Annotated in this window: 13 protein-coding genes; 3 read left to right on the top strand and 10 right to left on the bottom strand. The window is 65.9% G+C overall.

Annotated features, from left to right (window positions below):
• From J4D52_RS18225 to J4D52_RS18235, 3 genes are all read left to right on the top strand, one after another.
• Positions 1 to 1,048 (top strand): GGDEF domain-containing protein (locus J4D52_RS18225; RefSeq protein ID WP_207272145.1); only part of this gene is annotated, 1,048 nt, incomplete at its 5' end.
• 90 nt (positions 1,049 to 1,138) lie between these two features.
• Complete coding sequence (locus J4D52_RS18230; protein ID WP_102676926.1) at positions 1,139 to 2,113, top strand: two-component system response regulator; 975 nt, start codon at positions 1,139 to 1,141, stop codon at positions 2,111 to 2,113.
• Between the two features lie 20 nt (positions 2,114 to 2,133).
• The gene (locus tag J4D52_RS18235) at positions 2,134 to 3,051 is read left to right on the top strand and encodes a LysR family transcriptional regulator (protein ID WP_063431784.1); all 918 of its coding nucleotides are present in this window, start codon (positions 2,134 to 2,136) and stop codon (positions 3,049 to 3,051) included.
• Here the strand turns inward: J4D52_RS18235 and J4D52_RS18240 are convergent.
• The 10 genes from J4D52_RS18240 to rpiB all read right to left on the bottom strand — a co-directional run bounded on the left by J4D52_RS18240 (position 3,048) and on the right by rpiB (position 26,802).
• Positions 3,048 to 6,617, bottom strand: a complete 3,570-nt coding sequence (locus J4D52_RS18240) for a PAS domain-containing protein (protein ID WP_102676928.1) — start codon at positions 6,615 to 6,617, stop codon at positions 3,048 to 3,050. The genes J4D52_RS18235 and J4D52_RS18240 overlap by 4 nt on opposite strands.
• A gap of 112 nt (positions 6,618 to 6,729) precedes the next feature.
• A complete protein-coding gene (locus J4D52_RS18245) occupies positions 6,730 to 8,187 on the bottom strand; it encodes a TolC family outer membrane protein (RefSeq protein WP_081251666.1) in 1,458 nt (485 codons plus the stop codon).
• Positions 8,188 to 8,268: 81 nt separating this feature from the next.
• A complete protein-coding gene (locus J4D52_RS30555) occupies positions 8,269 to 14,436 on the bottom strand; it encodes a TcdA/TcdB pore-forming domain-containing protein (RefSeq protein WP_256581525.1) in 6,168 nt (2,055 codons plus the stop codon).
• Positions 14,409 to 17,258, bottom strand: coding sequence for a hypothetical protein (locus J4D52_RS30560; protein ID WP_256581524.1), 2,850 nt, complete (start codon positions 17,256 to 17,258; stop codon positions 14,409 to 14,411). Before J4D52_RS30560 ends, J4D52_RS30555 begins: the two co-directional genes overlap by 28 nt.
• 129 nt (positions 17,259 to 17,387) lie before the next feature.
• Positions 17,388 to 19,529, bottom strand: coding sequence for a type I secretion system permease/ATPase (locus J4D52_RS18255; protein WP_102676925.1), 2,142 nt, complete (start codon positions 19,527 to 19,529; stop codon positions 17,388 to 17,390).
• A gap of 2 nt (positions 19,530 to 19,531) precedes the next feature.
• A complete protein-coding gene (locus J4D52_RS18260) occupies positions 19,532 to 20,920 on the bottom strand; it encodes an HlyD family type I secretion periplasmic adaptor subunit (protein WP_102676924.1) in 1,389 nt (462 codons plus the stop codon).
• Complete coding sequence (locus J4D52_RS18265; RefSeq protein ID WP_102676923.1) at positions 20,917 to 23,028, bottom strand: type I secretion system permease/ATPase; 2,112 nt, start codon at positions 23,026 to 23,028, stop codon at positions 20,917 to 20,919. The genes J4D52_RS18260 and J4D52_RS18265 overlap by 4 nt, the downstream gene beginning before the upstream one ends.
• A 263-nt stretch (positions 23,029 to 23,291) precedes the next feature.
• A complete protein-coding gene (locus J4D52_RS18270; RefSeq protein ID WP_102676922.1) occupies positions 23,292 to 24,854 on the bottom strand; it encodes a TerC family protein in 1,563 nt (520 codons plus the stop codon).
• Between the two features lie 432 nt (positions 24,855 to 25,286).
• Positions 25,287 to 26,267 (bottom strand): sugar-binding transcriptional regulator, encoded by a 981-nt coding sequence (locus J4D52_RS18275; protein ID WP_016705332.1) that lies wholly within the window; start codon positions 26,265 to 26,267, stop codon positions 25,287 to 25,289.
• A gap of 73 nt (positions 26,268 to 26,340) precedes the next feature.
• Positions 26,341 to 26,802 carry a ribose 5-phosphate isomerase B gene (rpiB, locus tag J4D52_RS18280; protein ID WP_016705333.1) on the bottom strand — a complete coding sequence of 154 codons (462 nt, stop codon included), beginning with the start codon at positions 26,800 to 26,802 and terminating at the stop codon, positions 26,341 to 26,343.
• Between the last annotated feature and the right edge of the window lie 143 nt (positions 26,803 to 26,945).

The following is a 26,945-nucleotide window of genomic DNA, read 5'->3' on the forward strand; positions in this document are numbered from 1 at the left end:
GAAACAGACCACGCCGCCGGCCCTCAAGGCCGAGTTCGCCCAGTACGACTTCGAACGGCTGCACGGTTTCTGCCTGCTGATCTACGTCGCCAGCATCAGCATCTGGCTGCTGTTCGATCTGATCGTCAGCTTCCCGGGCAAGCAGGGCTTCACCCTGTATTCGATGCTGTTCCTGGCCGCCCTGGCGATCAACGTGATCATGCTGGCCTTCACTAGGAAGGCCAGGCACTTCCAGTGGCTCAATCTGGTCTTCGTGCTGATCATCAGCGTGGACATCCGCCTGATGATCGAAGGCCTGCCGATGGAGCTGCGCCCCAACTGGCTGATCATTGGCGCCTCGAGCATTCTCTACAGCGCCTCGGTGCTGCCCCTGCGGCGCTGGTCGTTCTTCGCCACCGTCGTGCTGACCTGGGTGGTGCTCGACCCGTTCATCATGACCCAGACCTCGGTGCTGGAACTCAAGGACGCCATGCTCCTGATCTACGCGCTGTTCCTCACCGCCCTGACCTTCTACAGTTTCATCAAGCTGCGCCAGGCCAAGCTGCACACCTACATCATGTCCAAGCTGCTGCTGGAGCAGGCCTACAACGACACCCTGACCGGCATCCCCAACCGTCGCTCGTTCATGGCCCGCGCCGGCGAACAACTGGCGGCGCAACCCCGGGAGCATGACCACTACCTGGCGATAATCGACGTCGACAACTTCAAGAAAGTCAACGACCTGTACGGCCACGACATCGGCGACGAGGTGCTCAAACGGGTGGCCACGGACATCAGCACGGTCATGGCCGGTTTCGACTACGCGCGCCTGGGCGGCGAGGAGTTCGCCATCTACCTGTGCGGGGTGCGGCGTGATGACATGGAGCAGTTGGCCGAGCGCCTGTGCCAGGTAGTGCGCCAAGCCCCGGCCAGCCACCCGGTGACCATCAGTATCGGCCTGACCCGGGTCGAGGACAGCGACAGCCTGAACCAGGCACTGGTCAAGGCTGACAAGGCGCTGTACCAGTCCAAGCATACGGGCAAGGATCGCTATACCTTTCACCCCTGACGACGCGGCACGGCCTGCGGCAATGCACCAGCGCGACCCGCCGGTCAAATAAGATAAACTGCCACCCTATCTTGTTCAGGCGCCCCCGTCATGCCCGCAGAGCACGCCCCCAAGCCCTATACCCTCCTGGCGATCGATGACGACCCGCAGTCGTTGATCGTGCTCTCGAAAACCCTGACGACCGAATATGAAGTGCTGCTGGCGAAGAACAGCGAGCGCGGCCTGGCCCTGGCCCGCAGTGCCAGCCCGGACCTGATCATCCTCGACATCCTGATGCCCGAGATGGACGGCTTCCAGGTGCTCAGCGAACTCAAGAGCCACCCGGCGACCGCCGCCATCCCGGTGATTTTCCTGACCTCGCGCAGCAGCGTCGAAGACGAACGCCTGGGCCTGCTGCTCGGCGCCGCCGACTACATCGCCAAGCCGATTTCGCCACCAGTAGTGCTGGCCCGGGTGGCGACGCAACTGGGTTACCGCGACAAGCCCCTGCACAGCCCGCAACCGGCGGCCGAACCCTCGGCCGGCAGCGACATGCGCGACGGCTTCATCGGTGCCCTGGCCTTGCAGCTGGCCGGCAACCCGCAGATCCGCCTCGAGGCGCTGCTCGATACCTTGTCGATCCTGCTCGACAGCGGCGTGACCCAGAGCGACCCCGCGGCGTTTCGCGGCGCCGCCTGCCTGGCCCTGATGGGCCTCAACCAGCCCGGCAGCAGCATCGGCCTGGCCCTGGCCCAGAGCCGGGTGCTGATCGAGGAAATTCTCGCCCACGCCGACCCGGAAGACCGCATCCTCAACCTCGCCTGGAAAATCACCCATGCCGAGGCGCTGCTCCAGGGCGACCGCAGCCCGGCAAGCCTCGATCTCCCGCTCTCGGCCCGCCTGTTCGCCCTGGCGCTGAACTACCACCTGAGCCTGCTGCAACCCGGCGGCGACCTGCCCGGCCGGCATGCCCAGGCCATGGCGCGGATGTATCAACAGCCGGGGTTCGAGCAATGCATCGCCTGCGGCCCGGAGTCGCTCTCGGCGGCCTTGCTGAGTTCGTCACAGAGCTTTTTCGGCCTGTGAACGGACAGTGAGCCTTGCCCATGCCTAACCTCGCCGACCTGGAACTGTTCGTGCTGATTGCCGAGTTGCAGGGCCTGTCGCCTGCTGCGCGGATCATGTCGATCACCCCGGCCGCCGCCAGCCTGGCACTCAAGCGCCTGGAGAACCGTCTCGGCGTGCGTCTGTTCACCCGCTCCACCCGCACCATGAAACTCACCCCCGAGGGCGTGCGTTACCTGGAAAGCGCGCAGCACGCCTTGAAGATCCTGGCCAACGGCAAGCGCTCATTGACCCACGACGACGGCATGCTGGAGCTCACGGTGTCTTCCGACCTGGGCCGGAACCTGCTGCTGGACCTGCTCGCCCGGCTCAAGCAGCAACGGCCGCGCCTGTATATCAAGCTGGCCCTGAGCGACAAGGAAGAGGACCTGCTCAAGGGCCGCTTCGACGCGGCGCTTCGCTATGGCAAAAGCCTGGCGCTGGACCTGGTGGAACTGCCGGTGCTCAAGCAGCACCACTTCATCGCCTGCGCCGCGCCCGGCTACCTGGCCGAACACGGCGAGCCCGAATCGCCGGAACAGCTGAGCGAGCACGAGTGCATCATCTGCCACAGCATTGGCCGGCCAGAGAGCCGCTGGCGTTTCCACGCGCCGGGCCAGATCGAGGACGTGCGGGTGCAGGGGCACTTCTGCTGCGACGATGGCGATGCCGCGCGGCGCTGGGCGGTGGCCGGCCACGGCGTGGTCTATCTGCCGCTGTTGAACGTGGTCGAGGACCTGCTCGCCGGGCGCCTGCTGCCCCTGCTCCCCGGCTGGCAGGCCGACGCCGCGCCGCTGAGCCTGGTGGTGTCGCACCGCTCGCAAATCACCGAATCGCTGCGGGCCTTGCATCAATGCCTGGTGGAGCACTGCACGGACCGGATGGCGCGCTACCTCGAGCTGACCCGGACCACACGCTAACCCTGGGCCGCGCGCAAATCGACCAGCAGCTCATCGGCCTGCTGGAACTCCAGCCGGTAGATCCGCTCCTGAATGGCCCGCAAGGCGCCGCAAGGGTTCTGTTCGCACAGCTCATCGATCAGCGCCAGGGCCTGCGCATTGTGATTGCGCAGCAGCTTGGCCAGTCGCTCCAGTTTCAGCACCTGCTCACTGTCCAGCGCTTCGTTCTCCCGGACCAAAGGCCCGGCACCCGCCGTTGGCAAGCACATCAGGCCGGCCAGCAGCGGCTCCAGGCACTGCGCCAACTGGCGGATCAAGGGCGCCAGGTCGGCCTGCCCGGCACACTGCTCCTCCAGTTGCCTGGCCGCCTGCCGGACCGCCGTGGCGCCGATGTTGCCGGCCGCCCCCTGCAGGCTGTGGGCCAGAAAGCCGATGACCTGCAAGTCCTCGGCGGCATGGGCCCGCCACAGGCGTTCGATGATCCCTTGCTGGTCATCGCGAAAATCCGCCAGCAGTTTCTGGTGCAGCGCCAGGTCCTGGTTCACTACCGCCAGCCCGAGCGCCGAGTCGATGCCCGCGTAGCCCGGGGTCGAGACGCCGCCGGGCGGGCTTGCCGCAATCGCCCCCGCGGGCAATTCGAGGTGCTTGATCCAGCGCACCAGGGTTCGATAGAAGGCCGTGACCTCCAGGGGCTTGCTCACCAGGTCGCTCATGCCGGCGGCCAGCACCCGGCCCTGGACATCGGCCTGGCTGCTGGCGGTCACCGCGATGATCGGCAGCGAGTGCAGGTGCGGGTAACCGCGGATCTTGCGCGTGGTGCCGTAGCCGTCCATGACCGGCATCTGGCAATCCATCAGCACCCCGTCGAAGCGACCGTCCCCGAGCAACCGCTGCAAGGCCTCGGCACCATTGTCGGCCAGCACCACCTGGACGCCGGCGCGCTGCAACAGGCCCTGCAACACATCCTGGTTCAGCCGGTTGTCCTCGACCACCAGCACCCGCGTCCCCGCCAGCAACCGCGCATAGTCGTTGACCGTGCACAGCCCCGCCGCACCGGCCACCGATGGGGTTGCCGGCGTGCTGCAACTCGGCGCGGGCGACGCCTGCGGCCGCTGTCGCGGCAGGCTCAACTGCACGGTGAACTTGAACACCGCGCCCTGCCCCGGCTTGCTGTGCACCCAGATGTCGCCCTGCATCATCTGCACGATTTTCTTCGAGATGGTCAGCCCCAGGCCGCTACCGCCGTAACGCCGGCTGATGGACAGGTCGGCCTGGACAAAGGCATTGAACAGCCGCGCCTGCTGTTCCTCGCTGATGCCCACCCCGGTGTCGGTGACGCTGAAGCACAGCAGCGCCTTGTCGTTCCACTGGCGCACCAGGCACACGCCGATGCAGACATGGCCGGCCTCGGTGAACTTGATCGAGTTGTCCACCAGGTTGGTCAGCACCTGGGCCAGGCGCAGCGGGTCGCCGACATAGCTGCGTGGCAACATCGCGGGAATGTCCAGGCGCAGCTGCAGCGCCTGTTCTTCCGCGCGCTGGCGCACCAGCAGCAACACATCGTCCACCAGCTCCCGCAGGTCGAAGCAGACCTGCTCCATGCTCAGCTTGCCGGCTTCGATCTTCGACAGGTCGAGCACGCCATTGATGGTGCCCACCAGGTTCCTCGCCGCACGGTCGATCTTCTCGATGTAGTCGCGCTGCACCCGCTCCAGGGGCATGTCCTGCACCAGGTGGGCCATGCCGATGATCGCGTTCAACGGCGTGCGGATCTCATGGGACATGCTGTCGAGAAACTCCGACTTGGCCTGGGTCGCCAACTCGGCGTCGCGCCGCGATTGCTGGATCTGCGCTTCCACCGCCTTGCGCTCGCTGATGTCGAAAATCACCCCGTCCAGGTACTGCGGCACCCCATCCACGACAATGGTCTGGCCCTTGTCGTAGACCCAGCGCACCTCCTCGCTGGCGGTGATGATGCGGTATTCGAGCATGTAGCTGGCGCTGTTCAGGCCGCCTTGGAAAATCTCCAGGTCGTCGGGGTGGACCCGGTCGCGATAGCTGTTCCCGGCGAGGAAATGCGCCGCCGGAAAACCGCTCAGGCCCTCGATGGCATCGCTGACGAAGACCATGGTGCGCGCGCCGTCCGGCAGGCTGCGAAACACCACCCCGGGAATGTTGGCGATCATCGACTGCAGCTTGGTCTGGCTGTCGACGATCGACTGCTGAACCTCGACCGCTTGCGTGATGTCCTGCAGCACGCCGGTGACCCGCGTCGGCGCGCCATCGGCATCGCGCTGCATGACCCGGCCGATGTCCAACACCCACAACCAGCGCCCGCTTTTGCTGCGCATGCGGTACTCGGCGCGGTACTCCTCGACTTCGTTGTCCAGGTGCGCCCTGAGCCTGGCCATGACCGGCTCATGGTCCTGGGGATGGACCAGGCAGGCCCAGCGGTCCAGGCCATTGCCAAAGGTCTGGTCCAGTTCCTCCTTGCTGTAGCCGAGGATCCGCAGCCAGACATCGTTGTTGATGACGATCCCCAGGCTGACGTTCCAGTCCCACAGCCCCAGCGCCCCGCTTTGCAGGGCCATGTCCAGGCGCCGCTCGCTTTGCTCGATCCGCGCCACGTCGGCCTTGTGCCGCCGGGCATCGGCCAGGCGCCGCAGGCCGCCCCACAGCAACAGCAGGAACAGCACAGCGCTCAAGCCCTTGATCAGCAGCACCTGCTCGGCCGGCAGCACCGCATCCAGGTCGCCCAGAGTGATCAGGGTCCAGGGACCGCTGGGGTCGTTCCAGTCGACGTCGGCCCGGGACAGGCTGTAGCGCCGGCCATCCAGCTTGACCTGCGGCTGATGGGCATCGAATGGCAAGCGTTCGGGCACCCCATGGGCGAACGGGTGGTCGCCGAACTGGCGGCGGATCTCGCCGCTGAACTCGCGCAGCGACCAGGCACGGTCGGCCTTGAGCAGAAAATCCGGGGTGCTGGCGGCCAGCACCACGCCGCTGGGCGACAGGATCATTTTCAGGTCGTCGCCATACTGCTTGCTCAGGCTGGTGTCGAGCATCTTGCCGTCGAAACGCGCCACCAGCACCCCGATCACCTTGTCCTGACGCGTGCGCGATTCGTAGACCGGGACCGCCATGTAGAACATGCGGGTGCAAGTGGTGGCGCTGATCGCGCCATAGACGCTGCTGCCGCCGTTGAGCGCCACCTTGAAGTAAGGCCGGAAGGCCACGTTCAGCCCCAGCGGCGCCTGGCCCTGGTGGTCATAAGCCGCCACCACCACCCCGTCGCGGTTGAGGGCAAAGGCATGGTTGGCGCCCACCACCATGGACAGCGTCTTCAACGGGATCGCCGCCTGCTCCATCAATTCCGCGGAGGGTTCGCGCTCCAGGATCACCCGTTTCAGCGAGGGGTTGTGGCGCCCCAGGATCGACAGCGCGCCAATGGCAAAACCGTCGGACTTCCACTGCTGCAGATCCGCCGCGTAGTCCTGGGTCTGCATCTCGATACTGGCCTGGTAGACGTCCTCGACCTGCAGGCGGTAGTAGTTGCCCAGCGCCACCGCGGCACCGACCGCGATCACCACGCCCAGGGCGTAGCAACACCCTCTGTGGCTGTCGAAGAAGTGGGTTAACCTGTGCAACACCTCGCCCCTTTACCGGATGAATCCGTACCCGTCGCCCTGACAAACAGCCTCAACGCGCCGCCAGCCGGCGTGGAAACTCCGGCGGCAGGAAATCGCGATCGGGATCGTAGTCGGCCTTGAGGTAATCACCAAGCGCCTTGAGGTCCTGGGGCGACAAGGTTCCCACCGACTGTTTGAGCCGCAGGGTGTCGAGAATGTAGTCATAACGGCTGTCGTTGTACTGGCGCACCGCGTTGTACAGCTGGCGCTGGGCTTCCAGCACATCGACGATATTACGGGTGCCGACCTGGAAACCCAGCTGCGAAGCCAGCACCGCGCCCTGGTTGGAAATGATCGACTGGCGCCGCGCCTTGACCTGATCGACCCCACTGTTGAGGCCACGATGCAGGTTGCGGGTCTGCTCCACCACCTGGCGCCGCAGGTTGTCGTTGAGGTACTCGCGCTGATTCATCCGCTGGTGGGCCTCGCGCACCTGGGAAGAGGTCTGGCCGCCGCTGAACAGCGGAATGTTCAACTGCAGGCCAACGGAGCGCTGCTCGACATTGCCGCCGTAGCCACTGCCGCGGATATCGCTGTTGCCGTACCCCAGGTTGTCGTTGTCGCCGGTCTGGTAGCGCAGCACCGCGTCCAGGGTCGGCGCGTGCCCGGCCTTGCGCGCGCTCAGGGTCTGTTGCGTCGCGTCCAGGGCGTGCTGGCTGGCCAGCAGGGTCAGGTTCTGGCGCACCGCGGTGTCGACCCAGCGCCGGGCATCGTTGGGCTCCGGCAACAATACCGGCATGTCATGCCGCACCCCCTGGATCGCTGCATATTGCTGGTGCGTCAGGGTGTCCAGGGCCTCGAAGGCATCGTCGGTGCGCTTCTGCGCGACGATCCGGTTGGCCCGCGCGGTGTCATGCCCGGCCTCGGCCTGGAGCACATCGGTACGGTCCGACAGGCCCAGCTGCAAGCCCTTCTCGGCCAGTTCCAGCTGGCGCTTGAGCGCTGCTTCTTCAGCCTTGGCCGCCGCCAGGGCGTCCTGGGCCTTGAGCAGGCCGAAATAGGCCTGGGCGCTGTCGAGCATCAGCTTCTGTTCGGCCGCCGCCAGTTCCAGCTGGGCCTGCTGGTCCTCGGCTTCGGCGGCCTTGAGGCTGAACCAGCGATCGGCGCGAAAGATCGGCTGGTTCAGCACCGCCTGGTAGCTGGTGCCACTGCGCCGGGTGTCCTGCTTTGGCTGTTGCAAGGAGGTGCTGGTGCCATTGAGCTCGGCGCTGGCCGACAGCGTGGGCAGCAGCCCGGCGCGGGCCTGGGGCACCGCCTCGGCGCGGGCGGCCTGGTCGGCACGGGCCGCCGCCAGTTCGCTGTTGTTCTGCCGGGCATCCAGGTACACCCGCCAGAGGTCGCTGGGCATGGCCTGGCGCGGGTATTCGGCCGCCTGCGCCAGGGAGGCGGCCGGCAATGCGGCAAGCAACAGAGGGACAAGCAACCAGCCGGCAAGGGCTCGCTGCCGCGAAAGCATGGGTTTGATCATGGTTTGCTGTTCTACATAAAGAAGTGATTCGGCCGGAGACAGGAGAGGCTTTGCGCCCCTCCCGTGGTTGCTCCTGCGTGGTCAGGTCAGTGAAGGCACCAGCACCGCCTGGGCGGCCTGACGGTTTTGCGGCACCTGTTCACGAGCGCCGCCGGTGTCGGCGAAGGCCGCCATCGCCCCGCTCAGTTTGGCCAGGCTAGGTCCCTCGGCCTCCGTCACCGAGGCAATGTCGTTCGCCGTCGGCAGGGTCTGGCGCTCGCGCGAGGACAGCTCGAACAAAGCGTCCTTGGCCGAGCCCGCCTGGGCAAAGCCCTTCACCAGATGATCGACACTGATCACCGATGAGTCGCCTTGCAGCTCGATCTGCAAATGCCGATGCGCCGCGGCCTGGTTGCCCAACACCTGGCGCAGCACCAGGGCCGTGCCGGTGCCGGCGTCGGTCAGCAGCACGTTCTCGCCCTGACGGCTGACGAGGATGTTCTTGCCGTCGGCCACCGGCAGGATCAGGCGGTCCAGGGCCTGGCCCGGGTCATCGTTGTCGATCACCACTGTGCGGTAGTGCGCCCACATCGCCGGGCTGAAGCGGTAGGTGTCGCTGGCACCGCCGCCATGCAGCACCACGCTGTCGACCCCGGCGATCAACGGCGGCGCCAGTTCATCCTGACGACCGCCGACGCCCCCGCCCTGCAGCAGCAACGAGGAACCGATACGCTCGACATCGCCGTAGTGCCCGAGCTTCTGCGCAGCCCCCTGCTTGACCTTGTACAGCGCCTGCTCCGTCGGGCTGTAGACGTAGGCCGAGCGCTGCGATTCGGCGGCCACGCCGATAAAACGCAGGTCGCTCGCGGCGGGAATGCCGGTGCTGGCGAACATCTGCCCGCTGGCGACATCGAACCAGCCCTGGCTGTCGGCGCCTTGCAAGGTCAACACACCTTTGGCTCCCCACTGAGCCGTCACTTGGGCCAGCGCCTGGGGCAGATTACCCAGGTGTTGCTGCTGCCAGCCCTTGTCGACCGCCACCAGCTGCACATCGCCGCTGTTGGTGCGCAGCAGGACTTCGCCCTGCACCGTCGTCAGCCGCAACCCGGCATCCACCTGGACCGCCGAGCGCAGTTGCACCTCGGGCATCGGCAGCGTGGCGGCGGGCAACTGCGCCGAGGCCTCAAGCACCTCGTCGCCACCGAATGCAGCCGCCAGCGCCTCGGGCGTCATCGGTGCCTGGAGGTAGAGCTTGCCGCTCTCGGGCTCGAACAGCCGCGCGCTGGAGCTGGCGCTGTCGAAGCCGAGAAACTGCAGCGGCTTGCCTTGCAGCGAGGACGCCGCCACGATCACTTGGCCGTTGTGGTACCACACCGGCAGCGCACTTTTGCCATCGGCGGCCTTGGCCCCGAATACCGCCAGGGTGGCGTTGCTGCCGTTGACACTGGCCAGGTCCTTCCACCAGGTGCTGCGACCCTTGAGCCAATGCTCGTTGACCGCTTCATAGCTCAGGCGCCCTGTCGCCTCGATCCGCGCGACACGCCCGTCCTCGGTCACGGCCACCAGATGGCCGTTGAGTTCGAGCACATTGGCCAGGGTCGGCGTGGCCAGGCGCAAGGCGCTCGGCTGGCTACCGTCGAGGACCTGCTGCCCCGGCCCTTCCTGGCGGAACAGCACCTTCTCCTTCTGGCTGTAGAAGAAAAACACTTCCTGGCCAGCGGGCTGCGGCATGCTGCCGGCGAACACCAGGTCCGCCGGGATCGGCCAGGCGCTCTGGGGTTTGCCCTGGGCATCCACCGGCGGCTGCTGACCTGCCGGAGGCGCAAGGTTCGGCTTGATCACCGTGCCGTCGCTGGTGCGCACCCAGTAGCGGTGCGCCACTTTGGCGTTATCCAGACCAAACACCGTCACCAGCGCCGCGGCGCTCGGCTCCATCATCGGCGCGCCCAGGCTGTACACCGGGGTGGCGCGCTGCGTGGCCTGGCTCTCGTAGCCCTGGAGCATGGCCTTGAGCGCATCGCCATGCTGGCCGGTGCGTGCCGACAGTTGCAGCAATGCGTCATCGCCGACCACCCCGACCAGTTCCATCCGGTCACCGATGATGCGGAAGTTCAGCTCGGCCTCCCGCTCCTTGAGCTGATAACGACGGGCCAGGTAGACCGCGTCGCCCTCTTGCCAGAACCGGCTGATCCGGCCCGCGCTCTGGTTGAACGACGGGGCGAACTGCGCATCGACCTTGCCGGTGGCGATCTCGACCCGCCACGCCGCGGAATTCTCGGCGTCGACGAAGTAGGCATGCTCGCCGATGACCGCCCCCAACTGGGCATTCCTGGCCTGTTCCACCTGGGTGTCGGTGAACAGCATGCGGTCCTTGGCGACGTCGTAGAACGCCCGGCCGACATTGCGTCCTTCGTGGCTGTAGTTATCGACGACCACGTACTGACCGTGCAGCTGATGGGCCTTGGCCAGTTCGCTCAGGTGCTGTTCGATACGCTGGCCAGGCAGCTGCCATTTGCTCGCGTCTTCCTCCACCACCCGAGCGCTCATGCCGGCGAAATCGACTTCGCGCACCTCGCCCTTGGCGTTGACCACCAGCACCTGGCCGTTGCTCTCCGGGTCGAGCTTGACCACCACGCCGCCTACCACCAGCTGGCCCTTCGACACGCTGATGCTCTCGCTCGCCAGCTGGCTGCTGTCGATGATCCAGCGCGACGGCGTGCCTGCCTCGCTGGACAGATCGACCCGGGTGCCTTCATTGAGGCCGACCAGATAGCGCCCGCCCGCGCCCTTGATCTGGTAGTTCAGATAGCCGTACAGCTCCTTGGGCAGCTCTGGTATCACCAGTTGCCGGTCGCGCGAATCGAGCAGCACCTCGATCGGGGTGTCGACGTACTCCTGGCGAATCCGCCGGATCGTCTCCTCGCTCGGGAAGATGTAGAAGTCGTAGTCGAAGCGCCGGTCCTCCTCGAGCCTGCGGATCACGTCGAAACCGGTGTCATGCCGGGTGGTGGACCCAGGCAGGATCATGTACTCGTAGCTGATGTAGGACTTGGGCGTGCCCGGCAGGATCACCGCCGTGCTGTCGCCATGCTCCAGCGTGCGCGTGGCGTCCTTGTAGCCGATGCCGCTGCGCACCTCGATCGCCTGGCCACGGTCGTGGATCATCCGTGGGAAATCCCCGGCCCAGAAGAAGTAGTTGATCGCCCCGGAACCGGTGGAGCCGTGGTGGGTACGGTAAATGTACTGGCTGTCGAAACCGATCTGGTTGTTGCGCAGGTCCAGGCGCTTGACCACCGCGCCGGCCAGCGGCACCAGCACCTTCTTCTCCGCGTCATAACGGTAGCCGTTGCCTTTGTAGGCCTTGTCGACCGTATCGAAGTAGCGTCCGACCGCCTTGGCGTCTTCGGCCACCGCGCCGAAGGCCTGGGCCAGCGCGGTGAAGCCCACCGCCAGGCCGCCGAGGATCACCCCCGCGCCACCGAGCACCGCGGCCGCCGTCGAGGCACCGAGCAGCCCGGCGCCGACTCCGGCCGCACCGGTGACGAAGCTGGCCGAGTCGAACGCCAGCTGGGTGCCGAACACCGCCTTCTGCACATCGTTCTCGGCATGGGCCAGTTCATAGGCATCCAGGCCGACCATGGCCCCGCCAAACAGCACGCCCGCGCCTTCGTTGACGGTGTGGCCCAGGGTCGAGGCAAAGTCCTTGAGCGAGGTTTCCGCAGCCATGGCTTCACCGCGCAACGCGGTCTGCACCAGTTCGGTGACCTTGACCACGTCCTGCAAGGTGCCATGGCCGATCTGCGCCAGGCCCAGGTAGCTGTGGATCTTCAGCGCGGTGGCCAGGTCCGGCGAGACCGTGCCCTGGGCCGTGTCCTTGCGGTTCTTGTCGGCAAACCACTGGATCAGCGTCTGTACCGCGAAGCCGGCGTTCAGGCCGTCCACCGGCGATGCTTCGCTAACGCCGGCACGGGGCCGTATCTGGCCATGCTCCAGGGTGAAGTGCTCGTTGAACACCCGCATGTGCTCATCGACGAAACGCCGGAACTCAACGAAGGTGCCGTCCCGGGTGTCCAGCCAGCGCGGCTGCAGCTCCGGTTGGTCACGGTTGATGAACTGGACCCGGTAGCCACCGTCCTTCAGCTCCTCGGTGTTGGCAATAATCGGTATCCATTGGCTGCCCAACTGATGTTCCTGGGCCAGCCGGGTGCTGGCGACTTCGAAGCGCGCGCCCCACTGCTCGGCGTCGAAGGTGGTCAAGGCCGCCCCCAGGCGCAGGTCTTCGCTGACCCGCTGCTGGGCGTCCACCGCCTGCTCCACCTGGCGGCGCTGGCCGATGACCCCGGCCAGCTCCTCGGGCCGCGACAGATCGGCCACATTCAGCCCGTTGCCCACCGGCACCTCGGCCATCTTGCCGGTGTCGATCTCGATCAGGTTGAAGGCCGGCTGCGACTGGCTGCCGAACGAGCCATAGTGCGCGGCCAGCTTGCGCTCCACCAGGTGCTGCTGCATGGCCTTGGTCAGGGCCTTGGTGGAGTCGAAGGCGAAGATCCCCACGTTCGGGTCGTAGAAGTAGTAGCGACGGCCTTCGGCGGTCTGCGTGCTGCCCACCATCATCGAGTGGTTCTGGGTGTTGAGGGCGAACATCGAGGTGCCGCTGCCGGCGGCCAGCCGCGAGACCACCTCGGCCAGCTTGAACTGTCCCAGCTCCTTCGACGCCTGGACCGCTTCGACATTGGAATGCAGGCGGATCAGGCTGTTCTTGAGCAAGGTTGAGCTGCCTGCCTGAGGGTCGGCGGAGGCCAGGAACAGCTTCTGCACCAGGCTGTTGACGCCCGCCTCGCCGCCACTGGCCAGGGCCACGGCCATCGCCCGGACCAGGGGGTAGCAACGGCCGCCGGAGCGGTCGCCCACCAGCGACAGGTAAAAGTCCTGCGGCGCCAGCTGGCCGAAGACACTGCCGGCCTTGTGGAAGTCTTCACTGAACACCGCGGTCTGGCGCAGCACCTTGTCGAGGTACTCGGCCTGGGCGGTTTCCGTGATGCGCCCGCTCAGGGCACCACGCTCACGAGGGCTGAGCGTACCCTCGAGAAACAGCCGCTTCATCTCCAGGGCCGACATCCTGTCGTCCACCCCGGGGATCTTGATCTCGCGGAAATCGCGCAAGCCGTCGCTGAACGCCGTGCCGCGCGCGCCCCGCTGATAGGCCTCGGCAATCGCATAACGCTCGCCGACGCTGCTGGCGCGCTCCTCGCCTGCGCCCTGGATCGCCGTATCGTCGGTGCGCACCACCGCGGCGCTACCCTCCTTGGCCTTGATCTGCTGCCAGAGCCAGGTCTTTTCCACCGAGCCGGCTTCGCGCAACACCGGGTCGTACTGCGCGCGGTAGTAGTCCTGGGTGAGGTTGAGCTGCTTGATCTGCTGGTCGATCAGGCCCTTGTCGCTGGCCCCGCGCCGGTCTTGCTGGAGTTGGTAGCGCTTGTCGGCCAGCTGTTGGATATCGGCGTTGACCTTGGCCTGGACCGCTTCGCGCAGCTGGTTCCAACTGGCGATCGCCGGATGCTCGGGAGAAAAGGCGCCCTCGCTGTAGACACCGTCGGCCACCCCGTCGACCGATACGCCGAACTGGGTCGCGACTTTCTTCAGGTTCTGGTGCACCTGCTCGCGGTAGGCGGCGAACTCGACCCGGTTGCGCTCCACCACTTGGCTGTCGGCGGTCTGGATCGCCAGGGGCTGCGCGCCGTCGCGCAGCTTCGGCCAGACCATCTGCCCTTCGCGCTGGTACTCCTGGCGCTGGAACACCAGTTGCCACTGGCCATCGACGTACTGCATGTAGGCCGCGGCCAGGCCCTCGGCGGTGCCGGCCACCTGATAGTCCTTGTAGTCCACCGCCATCACCACGTTGTCGTACAGCAGCGAGCTGTTGACCCGGCCGTCGTGGTAGACCCGGAAGGTGTTGGCGTCCAGGCTGGTCACCACCAGCGAGCAGCCCGACAAGGTGCCGGTGAAGAGGAAGCTGCCGGCGGCCGCGTGCTTGGGAATGTCCACATAGGCCGGCGCGGCATTGGCCTGGTTCGGGCCGTTGTAGCCGAGGAAATACGCCGGCACGCTGTCGACGCCGCTGCCGGCAATGTCATTGGCGCTGTGCTCGGTGTATTCGAGCTCGTACAGGTTCGGCGCGACCTTGACCAACTGCACGTTGCCCTGGGCCGGCAAGCGTCCCGACTTGACCAGGGCCTCGGCACTCAGGGTATGGGTCTTGGCGAACTGCACAGGGTCGGCGGCGAACTGCTGGATGTCGCGCTGCCCTGGCGCGGCTCGAACCCGGCCCCGAGCGACGCCAGCCCGGTCTTGAGCTGCAGATCCTTCGCTGCTTGCCCCAGCAGCGCGGGCAGCGGGCCAACGCTGGTGAAGCGTGGCGGATGGAACTCCTCGGCCGCCGGCAAGCCTTGGTTGACGATGGGCAGCACGCGAGCCATCACCCCGTCGTACAGCTCGCCGTGCAGCGCCTCCTTGCTGCCTTCGGCACGGTAGCGGTCGAACATCTGCAGCAGGTCCTGGCCGATACTGCCCGGCCCCTGGGGCTCATAACGGGCGGCGACATACAGGGTCTCGAAGAACGAGTGATAGCCGTTGCGGATCATGAAGGCCGCGTTGGCCATCTGGAACTGCCAGTACTGCTTGACGCTCAGGGCGCCACCGAACAACTCCGGCAAGGCATTGCTGACGGTCTGGGTGGTCCCGGAAATACCGCCCACGAATGGGGTGTCCAGGTCGTTCATGTAGCGGGTGGCGGCATTGCCCGGGTCGGGACGGAACTGGCTGTAGCTGCGGTACTTGTCGTCCGCGATCAGGAACGAGGTATCGGCCTGGGCCTGCTCCGGGTGGGTATTGAGGATCAGGTAGGGGTCGGGCTGATTCAGCCGGTTGTTGATCATGACCTTGTCGGCGCCACTCTGCGGCGCCAGCGCGGCATGGGCATTGACCGGCACCGCGGCCTTGGAAAAGCTGTCGGCCACCGGGCGCAGGGCATGGAACAGCGCCTGCTTGCGCAGGCTGCGGCCCTGGTCGCTCGACAGCAGTGCCTCGACGGTCGGGCGCAGTTTGCCATCGGCCTGCTCCAGCCCTTCGGGGCCACGCAACAACAGGGTCAGCAGCTTGCTGTCCAGGGAACGCTCGACCGCCACCTGGTCGAACACATGCACTTTCGGATTATCCGGATGCTGCGCCGCGTTGGCCGCCGCGACCCGTTGGGTTTCCGCGTCGATCGCCCGGGCCCGCCATGGCTCGTACAGCGGCGCCAGCAGCAGCTTGGCCTGGGTAATGTCGCTCTGCACATAACCGCCTTGCAGGACCTTGGCCAGCGCCTGGTTGTTCACCAGTTTGTCGGCCAGGCCGAACAGCAGCGCGTCGTTGTCGCGGCTCTGCCAGACCGACGCGGCGAAGGCCTGTTCCCAGAGCACTTTGTTCAGGTTGTTGCCCTTGATATCGCGCAGGCTGGCGCGGCTGTGTTCCGGCATCAGCACCCCGGCCGGGGTGATGTGGTTGCGCTCGAGCAAGCGGGTCAGCTGCTGCACGAAGGTCGTGCGCTCGCGGCTGCCTTCGAACAGCCGGCTGGCCTTGATGCCACCGTCGCGCAGTTGTTCCAGCTTGTCGAAAAACGCCGCGTTGTATTGATACAGGGCGTCGGTCTGCGCCTTGCTCAGGTGGCTGCTGCTGACCTTGTCGCCGTCGACGGTCATCAGCGCAAACGGCGTCGCAGCACGGTAATCGCCGCCCTGAGGCATTTCCAGCAGGTATTGGCGCTCGGCAAAACCCACCGAGCGTTCGAGCTCGTGGATATTGACGAAGATCCCATCACGGTCGGGGTGGTAGCTGTTCTGGCGAAAACCTTCGAGGCCGATGGTCTGGAAGCTGGCGATGTCCGCGTTCTGATTGATCAGATCGCTCAAGGCGCCGGCCAGGGGCACTTCGCGGGTGACGGTGGTGCTGGGCGACTGGCCGGAGACCTGGATGCCGACCTGGTTCGGCACCTTGCGATCGACACTGGTCAACAGCAGTTTGTGGCCGTTGCCCAGCACCTGGGCCTTGAAGCCTTCGCGCAAGGAGCTTTCCGACACCAGGTGGTTGGCGAAGTACTGCTCGACGAAGGAAGTCTTGACCAGCACCGAGCGGATCGGCGCGTAGGTCGGCGAGCGGAAGGACGGCGGCTCGTTCTTCAGCCGGTACTGTTGCTGCCAGGCCAGGGAGCGGGCCGCGGTGCCGAAGGAGAAGTTCAGCACCCCGTCGGTGGGCACCACCAGCCTGCCGTTCTCCAGGAAGAAGTCCTTGAAGCGCCCATCGGTGCTGGCATTGACCAGCGCCACGTTCATGCGGACGTAGCCGGGGCGCTCTTCCATCATCAGCAGGGAAATGTTCACCGGCAGATCGTCGGAGGCCCGGGGCGCCTTGGCCAGCGCGCCGAGGCTCGCGGCTTGCTGCTCGGGCGCGGCCTTGAGCAAGCTGTTGTAGCGGGCGCTGACTTCCTTGTAGGCCTGCAACTCGGAGAACAGCTTCACGTATTTCTGGCTGAAGGTGGAGTCGGCCACCTGAATGGTCAACTGCTGCTCCAGGCGCTCGATCCGCCCCTTGAGCTTGCCCTGCTTGGCCAGGGCATCGGCCTTCAGGCCCTTCACTTCCAGCTGCTTGGCGCCACCGGGGCTGAGCATGCCCAGGGCCGTGTTCCAGGTGCTGTCATAGTGGCTGATCGCCGTCTGCTGGCGGCTGTACAACAGGATGTCGCGGTCCAGTTGCAGTTTGTAGGCGCTGGTCGCCGGGGTGTCGGGGATGGCGTTCATCTCCTGGCGGCGTTGCTGCAGCGTCTTCAGCTGGTCGCCGACAGAGACCGGGTTGTCTTGCATCTGATAGTGCTGGGCGGCCAGCACGCTCAGGGTGCTCTGCTGCATTTCCAGGAGGCGCTCGCCGACCTGGGCGATGTACGCGGCGCGCTCGTCGGCGCTCATGTTGAACCATTCAGTTTGCCGGCCTGCCGCCTTGACCTGTTGATCGATCAGGGTATTGAGCAGGCGCGTGAAGTCCTTGGACATGGAAGCCATTGCAGTGATCCTTTGTCTGTTTTGAGCCAAGCCCTTCGCGCCGCGAAAGGCTGCCTATTCGGTATGGGTATCCGGGGTGGGGAGAGATGCCTGGTTCGTGCGTTCTCCTGCCGTCAGTGGGTCAGCGGTTCAATCCTTCATCTGCAAGGCCCACTGCCGGGCATACAGCCCGTCCAGGGCGAGCAGCTGTTCGTGGGTGCCCTGTTCGAGCACCCGGCCCTGGTCGATGACCAGGATCCGGTCGGCGTGGCGCAGGGTATTGAGGCGATGGGCCACGCTGATCACCGTGCGGCCCTGGGCGATGCCCTGCAGGTTGGCCATCACCGCAGCTTCCGACTCGTAGTCCAGGGCGCTGGTGGCTTCGTCCAGAAGCAGGATCCCGGGGTTGCTCAACAGGGCACGGGCCAGGGCGATGCGCTGGCGCTGGCCACCGGAAAGCTGGCCGCCGCGCTCGCCGACCTGGGTCTCGTAGCCCTGGGCCAGGGCTTCGATAAAGACCGCCGCCCCCGCCAGGCTGGCGGCGTGCTGCACCTCGGCATCGCTGGCCTGGGGCCGGCACAGGCGGATGTTCTCGGCCACGCTGCCGGCGAACAGCACGCTTTCCTGCAGCACCACGCTCATGTTGCGGCGCAGGGCCACCGGGTCGGCGATGGCCAGGTCGATGCCGTCCACCAGCACCCGGCCGTGCTGGGGCACATAGAGGCGCTGCAACAGGCGCGTCAGGGTCGACTTGCCGGAGCCGGAAGGCCCGGTGATGCCGACGAATTCCCCCGGCTGGATCTCCAGGTCGAGGCTGCGCAGGATCTCCTGGCCGTCCTCCTCATAGCGAAAGCGCACGCCCTGGAAACTCACCCCGCCCTGCAGCGCCGGCACCGAGGCCAGGCCGCCGCTGCCGCTTTCGCACTCGGTGTCGAGAATGTCGCCCAGGCGCCGCAGGGAAATCAGGGTGTGCTGGAAGTCCTGCCAGACCTGGGCCAGGCGCAGGATCGGCTCCACCACATGGCCGGCCAGCATGTTGAAGGCCACCAGTTGGCCGGGGCTCAACTGGCCGTCCAGCACCAGCATCACCCCCCACCACAGCAACAGCGCCGCGGTGAGCTTCTGGATCACGCCAATGCCCTGCCCGGCCCAGATGCCGACGATGCGGGTGTGGAACGCCGCGCGCACATAGGCCGCCAGCTGCCGTTGCCACTGCTGCTGGAAGCCGCCTTCGATGGCCCCGGTCTTGATGGTCTCGATGCCGGTCACCGCTTCGGTGAGAAAGGCGGTGTTGGCCGCGTTCAACTCGTATTCGCGCAAGGCCCGGCTGCGCAGCAAGGGCCCCACGCACAGCCAGAACAGGAAGTACAAGGCCAGGGAGCCGACCACCACCCAGGTCAGCAGCGGTGCGTAGGCATACATCACGGCGATGAACAGCCCGCAGAAGGCCAGGTCCAGCACCAGGGTCAGGGCCGAGCCGGTGAGAAACTGGCGAATCTGCTGCATCTCGCCGACCCGGGCGATGATCTCGCCGGTCTGCCGGCCCTGGAAATAGCCCAGCGGCAGCTGGATCAGATGCTGGTACAGGCGCGCGGACAACTCGGCGTTGATCCTGCTCGCCACGTTGCTGAACAGCCAGGAACGCAGCAGGCCGAACAGGGGTTCGAACAGCGCCAGGGCCAGCATGGCGATGCCCAGCACCTGCAGGCTGGACAGGCCGCGACTGACCAGGACCCGGTCAATGATGTTCTCGAACAGCAGCGGCGTGACCAGCGCCACCAGTTGCAGCATCAGCGACACCAGCAGCACGCTGCGAAACTGCCGCCCGTGCTTGAGGATCGACGGCAGGAACCAGCCGATGCCAAAACCGCGCGCCTTGGGCTCGACATGCCGCTCGGCGAGCAGCAGCACCTGGCCCTGCCACAGCGCTGCCAGCTCCTCGCGAGACAAGCTCTGGCACTGCCCCTGCAACGGCCAGAACAGCCTCACCTGGTCGCCATCCACCGCGTCCAGCACCGCCCAGCCCTGGCTGGTTTCCAGCAGCGCCGGCAACGGCAGGTGCTGCAAGCGCTGCACCTGGCTTTGCACCGCCCGCGCCCGCAGGCCGATCCAGCCGGCGCAGCGCCGCAGGTCGAGGCTGTCGGCCAGGCCCTCGACCCGCCCCAGGCGGTGGTTCAACTGCGCCGCGCTGATGCTCAGGTCGAAACGCCGGGCGGCCCAGGCCAGGGCGTGCAGGCCGGTATCGAGGACAGTCGGCGACTGTTCGGCCGCGGGATTGAAAGCAGTGGTCATGCTCAACGCTCCCGCAACGCTTCGGACTGATACTCGCGAATCGGGCTCAGCAGGTAATTGATCACCCGCCGCTCGCCCGTGCGGATCTCGCCGGTCACGCTCATCCCGGCCTGCAAGGGCATCCACCCCTGCCCCGCGGCGATCGCGGCGCGCTCCAGGCGGATCCGCGTCGGGAATACCAGGCCCAGCTGTTCGTCCTTGATGGCGTCGCCGGAGACATGCTCGACCGTGCCGCGCAAGGTGCCGTAGCGGGTGTAGGGGAAGGCGTCGACCTTGATCTCCACCGGCTGGCCGGCCCTGACGAAACCGACGTCCTTGTTCAGCACCATGACCTCGGCATCCAGCTCGGCCCCCTCGGGCACTATCACCAGCAGTTGCTGCGCCGGTTGCACCGCGCCGCCCAGGGTATGCACCGCCAGTTGCTGGACCACCCCGTCCACTGGCGCCAGCAGGGTTTGCAGGCGCTGCCGGTCGCGACCACGGATCAGTTGCTGTTCGAGCACGGCGACATCCTGGTGGCTGCGGTTGAGCAGGTCGTGCTGCTCGCGCTGGGTCCTGGCCAGGAAGCTGTCGCGCTGCTCCCGGCGGTTCTGCGCCTGGGCCTTGAGCACCTGCAGCTCGGCATGTTGCTGGGCCAGGGAACGCTCGACCTCCAGCTGCTCCTTTTCCTGTTCGAGCAATTCGACCCGGGGCATCAACTGTTCGGCCGCCATCGCCCGCCGCGCATCGAGGCGTCGGCGAACGTTGCTGGCCAGCTTGCCCAGGGCGGCGATCTCGCTGTTGCGGGCCCGTTGGCTGGCCTGATTGATGGCGATCTCGGCGTTGAGGCTGTCGAGGTTGGCGCGGATCTCCTTCCAGGTGCTCGCCAACTGTTCCCGCGCCGCCGCCAGCTGTTCCGCGTCCAGGCCGTCCGGCGCCTGGTAGCTGCCCAGCGGGTCCGGGGTCAGCAGCGCGCGGGCCCGGGCCAGCTCCAGGCGCTTGAACGCCAGTTGCGCGCGCAACTCGCTCAACTCGGCGTCGATGCCGATCGGGTTCAGCGCCACCAGCACATCGCCGGCCTTGACCCGCTGCCCGTCACGCACATGGATGGCCCGCACTTCACCGGCCTCATGGGCCTGGATCACCTTGGTGTAACTGGAGACCATCAGACGCCCGGCGGCGCTGGCATGAATGTCGAGGAAGCCAAGGATCGCCCAGCCCAGGGCCAGCAGGATTGACAACACCAGCACCAGTGCCGTGCCCCGCGCCCAGGGCGCGGGCGGGCGCTCGACAATCTCCAGGTAACCGGGCTGGAACTCGTACTCGTCGCGGCTGCGCTTGAGCAGCGCCGGCGCCTCGCGCAGCTGCTGCCAGGCGCGTCGCAAGGGGGTCAGGAATGAACCGCGCATCATTCGGCCTCCTTGCGCAGCGCCTGTTGCAGCGCCCACAAGCGCGCATAACAGCCGCCGTTGGCCAGCAGTTGCTGGTGGCTGCCCGACTCGCTGATACGCCCCTGCTCCAGGGCGATGATGCGTTGGCAATGGCGGACCGCGGACAGGCGGTGGGCGATGATGATCACCGTGCGACCTTCGGCGATGCGCGCCATGTTGTCCTGGATCAGCGCCTGGGATTCGTCGTCCAGGGCGCTGGTGGCTTCGTCGAAAATCAGGATCCGCGGGTCGCCCATCAGCGCCCGGGCAATGGCGATGCGTTGCCGCTGGCCACCGGACAGCGAGCTGCCGGCCTCGGCCAGCACCGTGTCGTAGCCCAGCGGCAGACGCAGGATGAAGTCATGGGCGCCGGCCAGGCGCGCCGCGGCGATCACATTTTCCAGGGACGCCGTGGGATGGCGCAGGGCGATGTTGTGCCGCACGCTGCGGTTGAACAGGTAGTTTTCCTGCAGCACCACGCCGATCTGGCTGCGCAACCAGGCTGGCTGCAACTGCTGCAGCGGCATGCCGTCAATGAGGATGCGCCCGGCGTCCGGGGTGTAGAGTTTTTGCAGCAGGCGGGTCAGCGTGCTCTTGCCCGACCCGGACGGCCCGACGATACCCAGGGTCTGGCCAGCGGCGATATGCAGGTCCAGGCCACGCAGCACCAGTTCCAGTTCCGGGCGGTAGCGGAACCTCACCTGCTCGATGCGCACCTCGCCGCGCAGGGCCTGCGCCGGGCGTTGATCCCCCTCGGCCTGCTCCACCGGCAGGTTGAGCATGTCGCCCAGCTTGTCCACCGACACCCGCACCCGGACGAACTGCTGCCAGACCTCGATCAGCTTGGCCAGGGGCTGGCTGACGTGGGACAGCATCATGTTGAAGGCGATCAATTGGCCAATGGTCATCTGCAAGTCGATGACCATGCTCGCCCCCCAGCAGATCACCGCCACCGCCGTGACTTTCTGCAACAGCGTGACCATCTGGCTGATCGCGCTGCCCAGGGTCTGGCTGGCAAAACCGGCCTCGACCATCTCCGCCGTCTGCGCCTCCCAGCGCCGCTGCATGCGCGGTTCCACCGCCAGGCTCTTGATAGTTTCGCTGCTGCTTACGCTTTCATTGAGAAAGGCCGTGTTGCGCGCGGCGCTGTAGAACTGCCGCTCGATGCGTTTCTCCAGCGGACCGCTGCTGGCCCAGGCCAGCAGCACATAGAGCGGCAGGGTCAGCAGCACCAGCAGCGTCAGCGGCCAGGAGATCCAGGCCATGACCGCGAAAAACACCAGGGTGAAGGCCACATCCACGCACAGGGTCAGCAGGGAGCCGGTGAGGAACTCGCGGATGCTGTCCAGCTCCTGCACCCGGGTGATGATCGCGCCTACCTGGCGCTGCTTGAAGTACAGCAGCGGCAGGCCGAGCAGATGGCGGAACAGCTTGACCCCGAGGCCGATGTCGATGCGATTGGCGGTGTGCGCCGAGAGGTATTCGCGCAACCCCTTGAGCAGCACCTCGAACAGGCCGACCACCACCAGGGTCATCACCAGCACGTCGAGGGTCGACAGCGCCCGGTGCACCATGACCTTGTCCATCACCGCCTGGAAGAACAACGGGGTTGCCAGGGCCAGCACTTGCAGCAGCAGCGAGCACAGCAGCACTTCGCCGAGTATCCGGCGGTGGCGCAGCAGTTCCGGAACGAACCAGGACAGATCAAAACGCAGGCCGCCCTGGCGCAGGCGAATCACCTCGCCGCTCCACTCTTCGGCCAACTGCGTGCGATCGAGCACATCCGGGCTATGGGCTGCCGGCCGTTGCACCAGGGCCTGCGCGTCGGACAACCGCGCCAGCAGGACAAAAGCGCCGCTGCGGTCGCGCCAGACCAGGGGCAGCATCTTCGGGGTCAGCCGGGCCAGCGCCAGACGCTCCAGGCGCAGGTCGACGCCGGCGCCCCGGGCGTAGTCCTTGAGCGCCCGACGCAGGTCGCGCTCGTCTCCCGGGTCGGCGGCCTGTGGCGCGCGCTCCTGGGTCAGTTGCAGCAGCAGTTGGCAACAGGCCAGGGCCGAGTGGATGGCCGCGGTGGCGGAGAGCTCCGCCATGGCGGGGCATTCGACAGGGGCTGCCTGCGGGGGTATTGCGGGATTGACTGACATAGACCGCTCGTTTCAAGACCCTCGCGGCAAGAACAAGGGTGCATGGAGATACGAAACCAGTCTGCGGCAGCTGTCCGGGAATGATAATCAGCCGCGGGGTTGAAAGCTTTTAAGCAAAACTTAATCAATCGGAACCTGGCCTTGGGCGCGAGTCATATTCCGGGCAAAAAAAAGCCGGACTCGCGTCCGGCTTTCTGTCAGCTCATGGCTCAGGCGGCGTCCGGCCTGTGCATCAGCACCCGGGTCACCCGCCGCTCTTCCACCGTCACTACCTGCAGCGTCCAGTCCTGCCATTGCAGTCGGTCGCCAATCACCGGCAAGCGGTCCAGCAGGCTCATCACCAGCCCGGCCAGGGTCTGGTAGTCCTCGGTGGGTTCGGCGTTGAAGCCGGTGCGCTGGCGGATCTGCGTCAGGTTCAAGGCGCCACTGACCATGAAACCGCCCTGCTCTTCGACTATGTCCGGGCCTTCGATTTCGCTGGCGTCGGGCAGCTCGCCGGCGATGGATTCGAGGATGTCGGTCATGCTCAGCACGCCGACGAAATCGCCGAATTCGTTGATCACGAACGCGATGTGGGTCGAGGCCTTGCGCATCTGTTCCAGGGCGTTGAGGATCGAGAAGCTGTCCAGCAGGTTGATCGCCGTGCGCGCCAGGTGCTCCAGGTTCGGCTCGTTACCGGCCAGGTACTCCTTCAGCAGTTCCTTCTTGTGCACGAAGCCCAGCGGCTCTTCCACCGCGCCGTCGCGAATCAGCGGCAGGCGCGAGTAGGACGAATGCATCAGCTTGTTGCGGATGGCTTCGGCATCGTCCGCCAGGTCGATGTAGTCGACGTCGGCGCGCACGGTCATCAGGCTGCGGATCGGCCGCTCGGCCAGTTGCAGCACGCCACTGATCATCACCCGCTCGCGGCGGTCGAACAGCTCGGCGCTCGGCGCTTGGCCATTGTCCAGCAGGTCGACGATCTCCTCGCCCACCTCCTCCACCGCCAACTGGCGACCGCCCAGCAGGCGCATCACCGCATGGGCCGTGCGTTCACGTATCGGCCGCAGGCCCTGCATGGACTTCTTGCGGCGGGCACGGGCGATCTGGTTGAACACCTCGATCAGGATCGAGAAGCCGATGGCCGCGTACAGGTAGCCTTTGGGGATGTGGAAGCCCAGGCCTTCGGCGGTCAGGGCAAAACCGATCATCATCAAAAAGCCCAGGCACAGCATGATCACCGTCGGGTGGGCGTTGACGAAACGGGTCAGCGGCTTGCTGGCGACAATCATCAGGGCGATGGAAATGATCACCGCGATCATCATCACCGCCAGTTCGTCGACCATGCCCACGGCAGTGATCACCGCGTCCAGGGAGAACACCGCGTCCAGCACCACGATCTGCGCCACGATCGGCCAGAACAATGCGTAAGCGGCGTTGCCGGTGCGCTGGCTGACATGACCTTCCAGGCGCTCATGCAACTCCATGGTGGCCTTGAACAACAGGAACACACCACCGAACAGCATGATCAGGTCACGGCCGGAGAAGCTCTTGCCGAACACCTCGAACAACGGCGTGGTCAGGGTCACCAACCAGGAAATGCTCGCCAGCAGGCCCAGGCGCATGATCAGCGCCAGGGACAGGCCGATGATCCGCGCGCGGTCACGCTGATGAGGCGGCAACTTGTCCGCGAGGATCGCGATAAACACCAGGTTGTCGATACCCAGCACCAGCTCCAGCACGATCAGGGTCAACAGGCCAAGCCAGGCCGTGGGGTCCATTATCCATTCCATAAAGACGACTCTATCTCTCCAGTGAATTCAGACAGCCGGGCACGGCAAGGCAAGGCTACAAGGTTTTTGAACGGCGAACGCAGGCCAGCGCCCAAGGGTTGCGACAACCGGCGGCGAGCAGCGAAAAGCGGGAAGTTCGGGGTAACGGCCGCGCCCTATGACTGACAAAAGGCGTCGCGAGGCGAATCGAGCGGGGAAAGACTGAGGCGTCCAGGGATAAGGACGACTGGGAGGCTCCGAGAGGGTGTTCATGCAAGTCCTGTAAAGAAAAACGGACTTGAATCCTACAACCTCAAGGGAAATTTCCTATGGGGAAATCATTTCAAGATCTTAGCGGGGGCTGCCCGGACCCGCGCTATCGCGAACCGGCCCGCCCCTGCAAAGGCGTTTTTTTTGCAGGAGCAGGCGGGTTCATGATGCGCTCTGGCGACCTCAGCCCTTACGCGTCGCATCGTCCAGCGCAAGGATGGTGTGGGCATTGGTCACGGTGGTCGCCAGGGTGTTGATCACCCCGGAGCGCAAGGCGCCGAGGGTCGCGGCGGCCTTGGTGTTCTCACTGGCGATGGCCACCACATCGGGAATGCGCACCAGCTCCTGCACGGTCAGGCCGATCACCCGGCCCTGGATGGCGTTGACCGCCGGCTGGCCATGGATGTCGATGAAGTCGTAGCCCATCATGTCGCCCACGGTACCGGACAGCCGCGCCTGGGCGATTTCCTGGGGCGAGAACCAGCCCATGCGCACCATGTTGCTGTTCTCGCTCATGTCGCCGATGCCAATCAGCGCGATGTCGGCGCGCCGGGCACGATCCAGAGTCGAACGCACAGTGTCGTTGCTGATCAGCACGCTGCGCAGTTCCGGGTTGGCCACCAGCGCCGGGGCGTACAGGGTTTCGCTTTCCGCGCCGAAACGCAGGGCCAGGCGCCGGCAGATATGGTCGGGGTTCATGTACTCGCCGGCGCGCAACGAGCCGCCGATGGCGCAGACGAAGGTGCAGTTGCGGGTCACCGGCAGGAACACGTTGTCGGCCACCGCGCCGACATTGCGGCCCATGCCGACGGCGACGATCATGCCGTCGCTCAGGGTTTTGTTCAGGTAGTTGGCCACCAGGCTGGCCACCGCCGAGCGCTGGGTGTCGGGGTCGCTGTGGTCGACCGCGATCAGTGCCCGATCCAGCTGGAAGCGCTCCACCAGCGCCTGCTCCAGCTCGTTGTTCATTGCCGGATGCTGCAGCACCCGGACTTCGACTATGCCTTCGTCCCGCGCCCGCTTGAGCAGGCGGCTGACCTTGGCCCGGGACAGATCGAAGCGCTTGGCGATGGCCTCCTGAGTGACGTTCTCAAGGTAATAGAGCATCGCCACCTCGGTCATCAGATCGATGTCGCTGGCTCCGCGCGGGGTACTGTCACTCATGTGGACTGGCTTCCGTATGGGCATCAAAGGCGCATTCTCTCTAGTCGATGCAGGTCGCGTCTACAGCCGGCGCCTACCGGTGACCGTCGCGCTCGATGGCGTTGATCCGCTCGACCTTGGCCCCCGAGCGCGCGGACTCGAACTCCGACTCGAGGAACGACTTGACGATGCTCTTGGCCAGCTCGGCCCCCACCACCCGCGCGCCGATGGAGAGAATCTGTGCATCGTTGCTCTTGCGTGCGCGCTCGGCCGAATAGGTGTCGTGGGCCTGGGCCGCGCGGATGCCCGGCACCTTGTTGGCCGAGATGGCCATGCCGATGCCCGTGCCGCAGACCAGCACCCCCAGGCGGTGATGCCCGGCGCCGATGGCCGTGGCCACCGCCAGGGCAATGTCCGGATAGAGCACCGGCTCCAGGGAATGGGTGCCGAAATCCTCCACCGGATGGCCCAGGGTCTCGATATGGCGCTTGAGCAACTCCTTGAGCTCGAAACCCGCTTCATCACATCCGATGGCCACTGAAAAGGCTGTGTTCATGGCATTTCGCTCCGCTGTCTGGGTGAGAGCAAGACTGATCATATGATCACTAAATGAAACTTTGCTCAGTCATTTCTCAAGCATTCACCCCCTGACTGTCAAGCAGGATTTACCTGACAGCCGAGTCAAAGCCCTACACAAAG

It is taken from the genome of Pseudomonas sp. GW460-12-10-14-TSB1, assembly GCF_017349775.1.
Taxonomy (GTDB): Bacteria; Pseudomonadota; Gammaproteobacteria; order Pseudomonadales; family Pseudomonadaceae; genus Aquipseudomonas; species Aquipseudomonas piscium.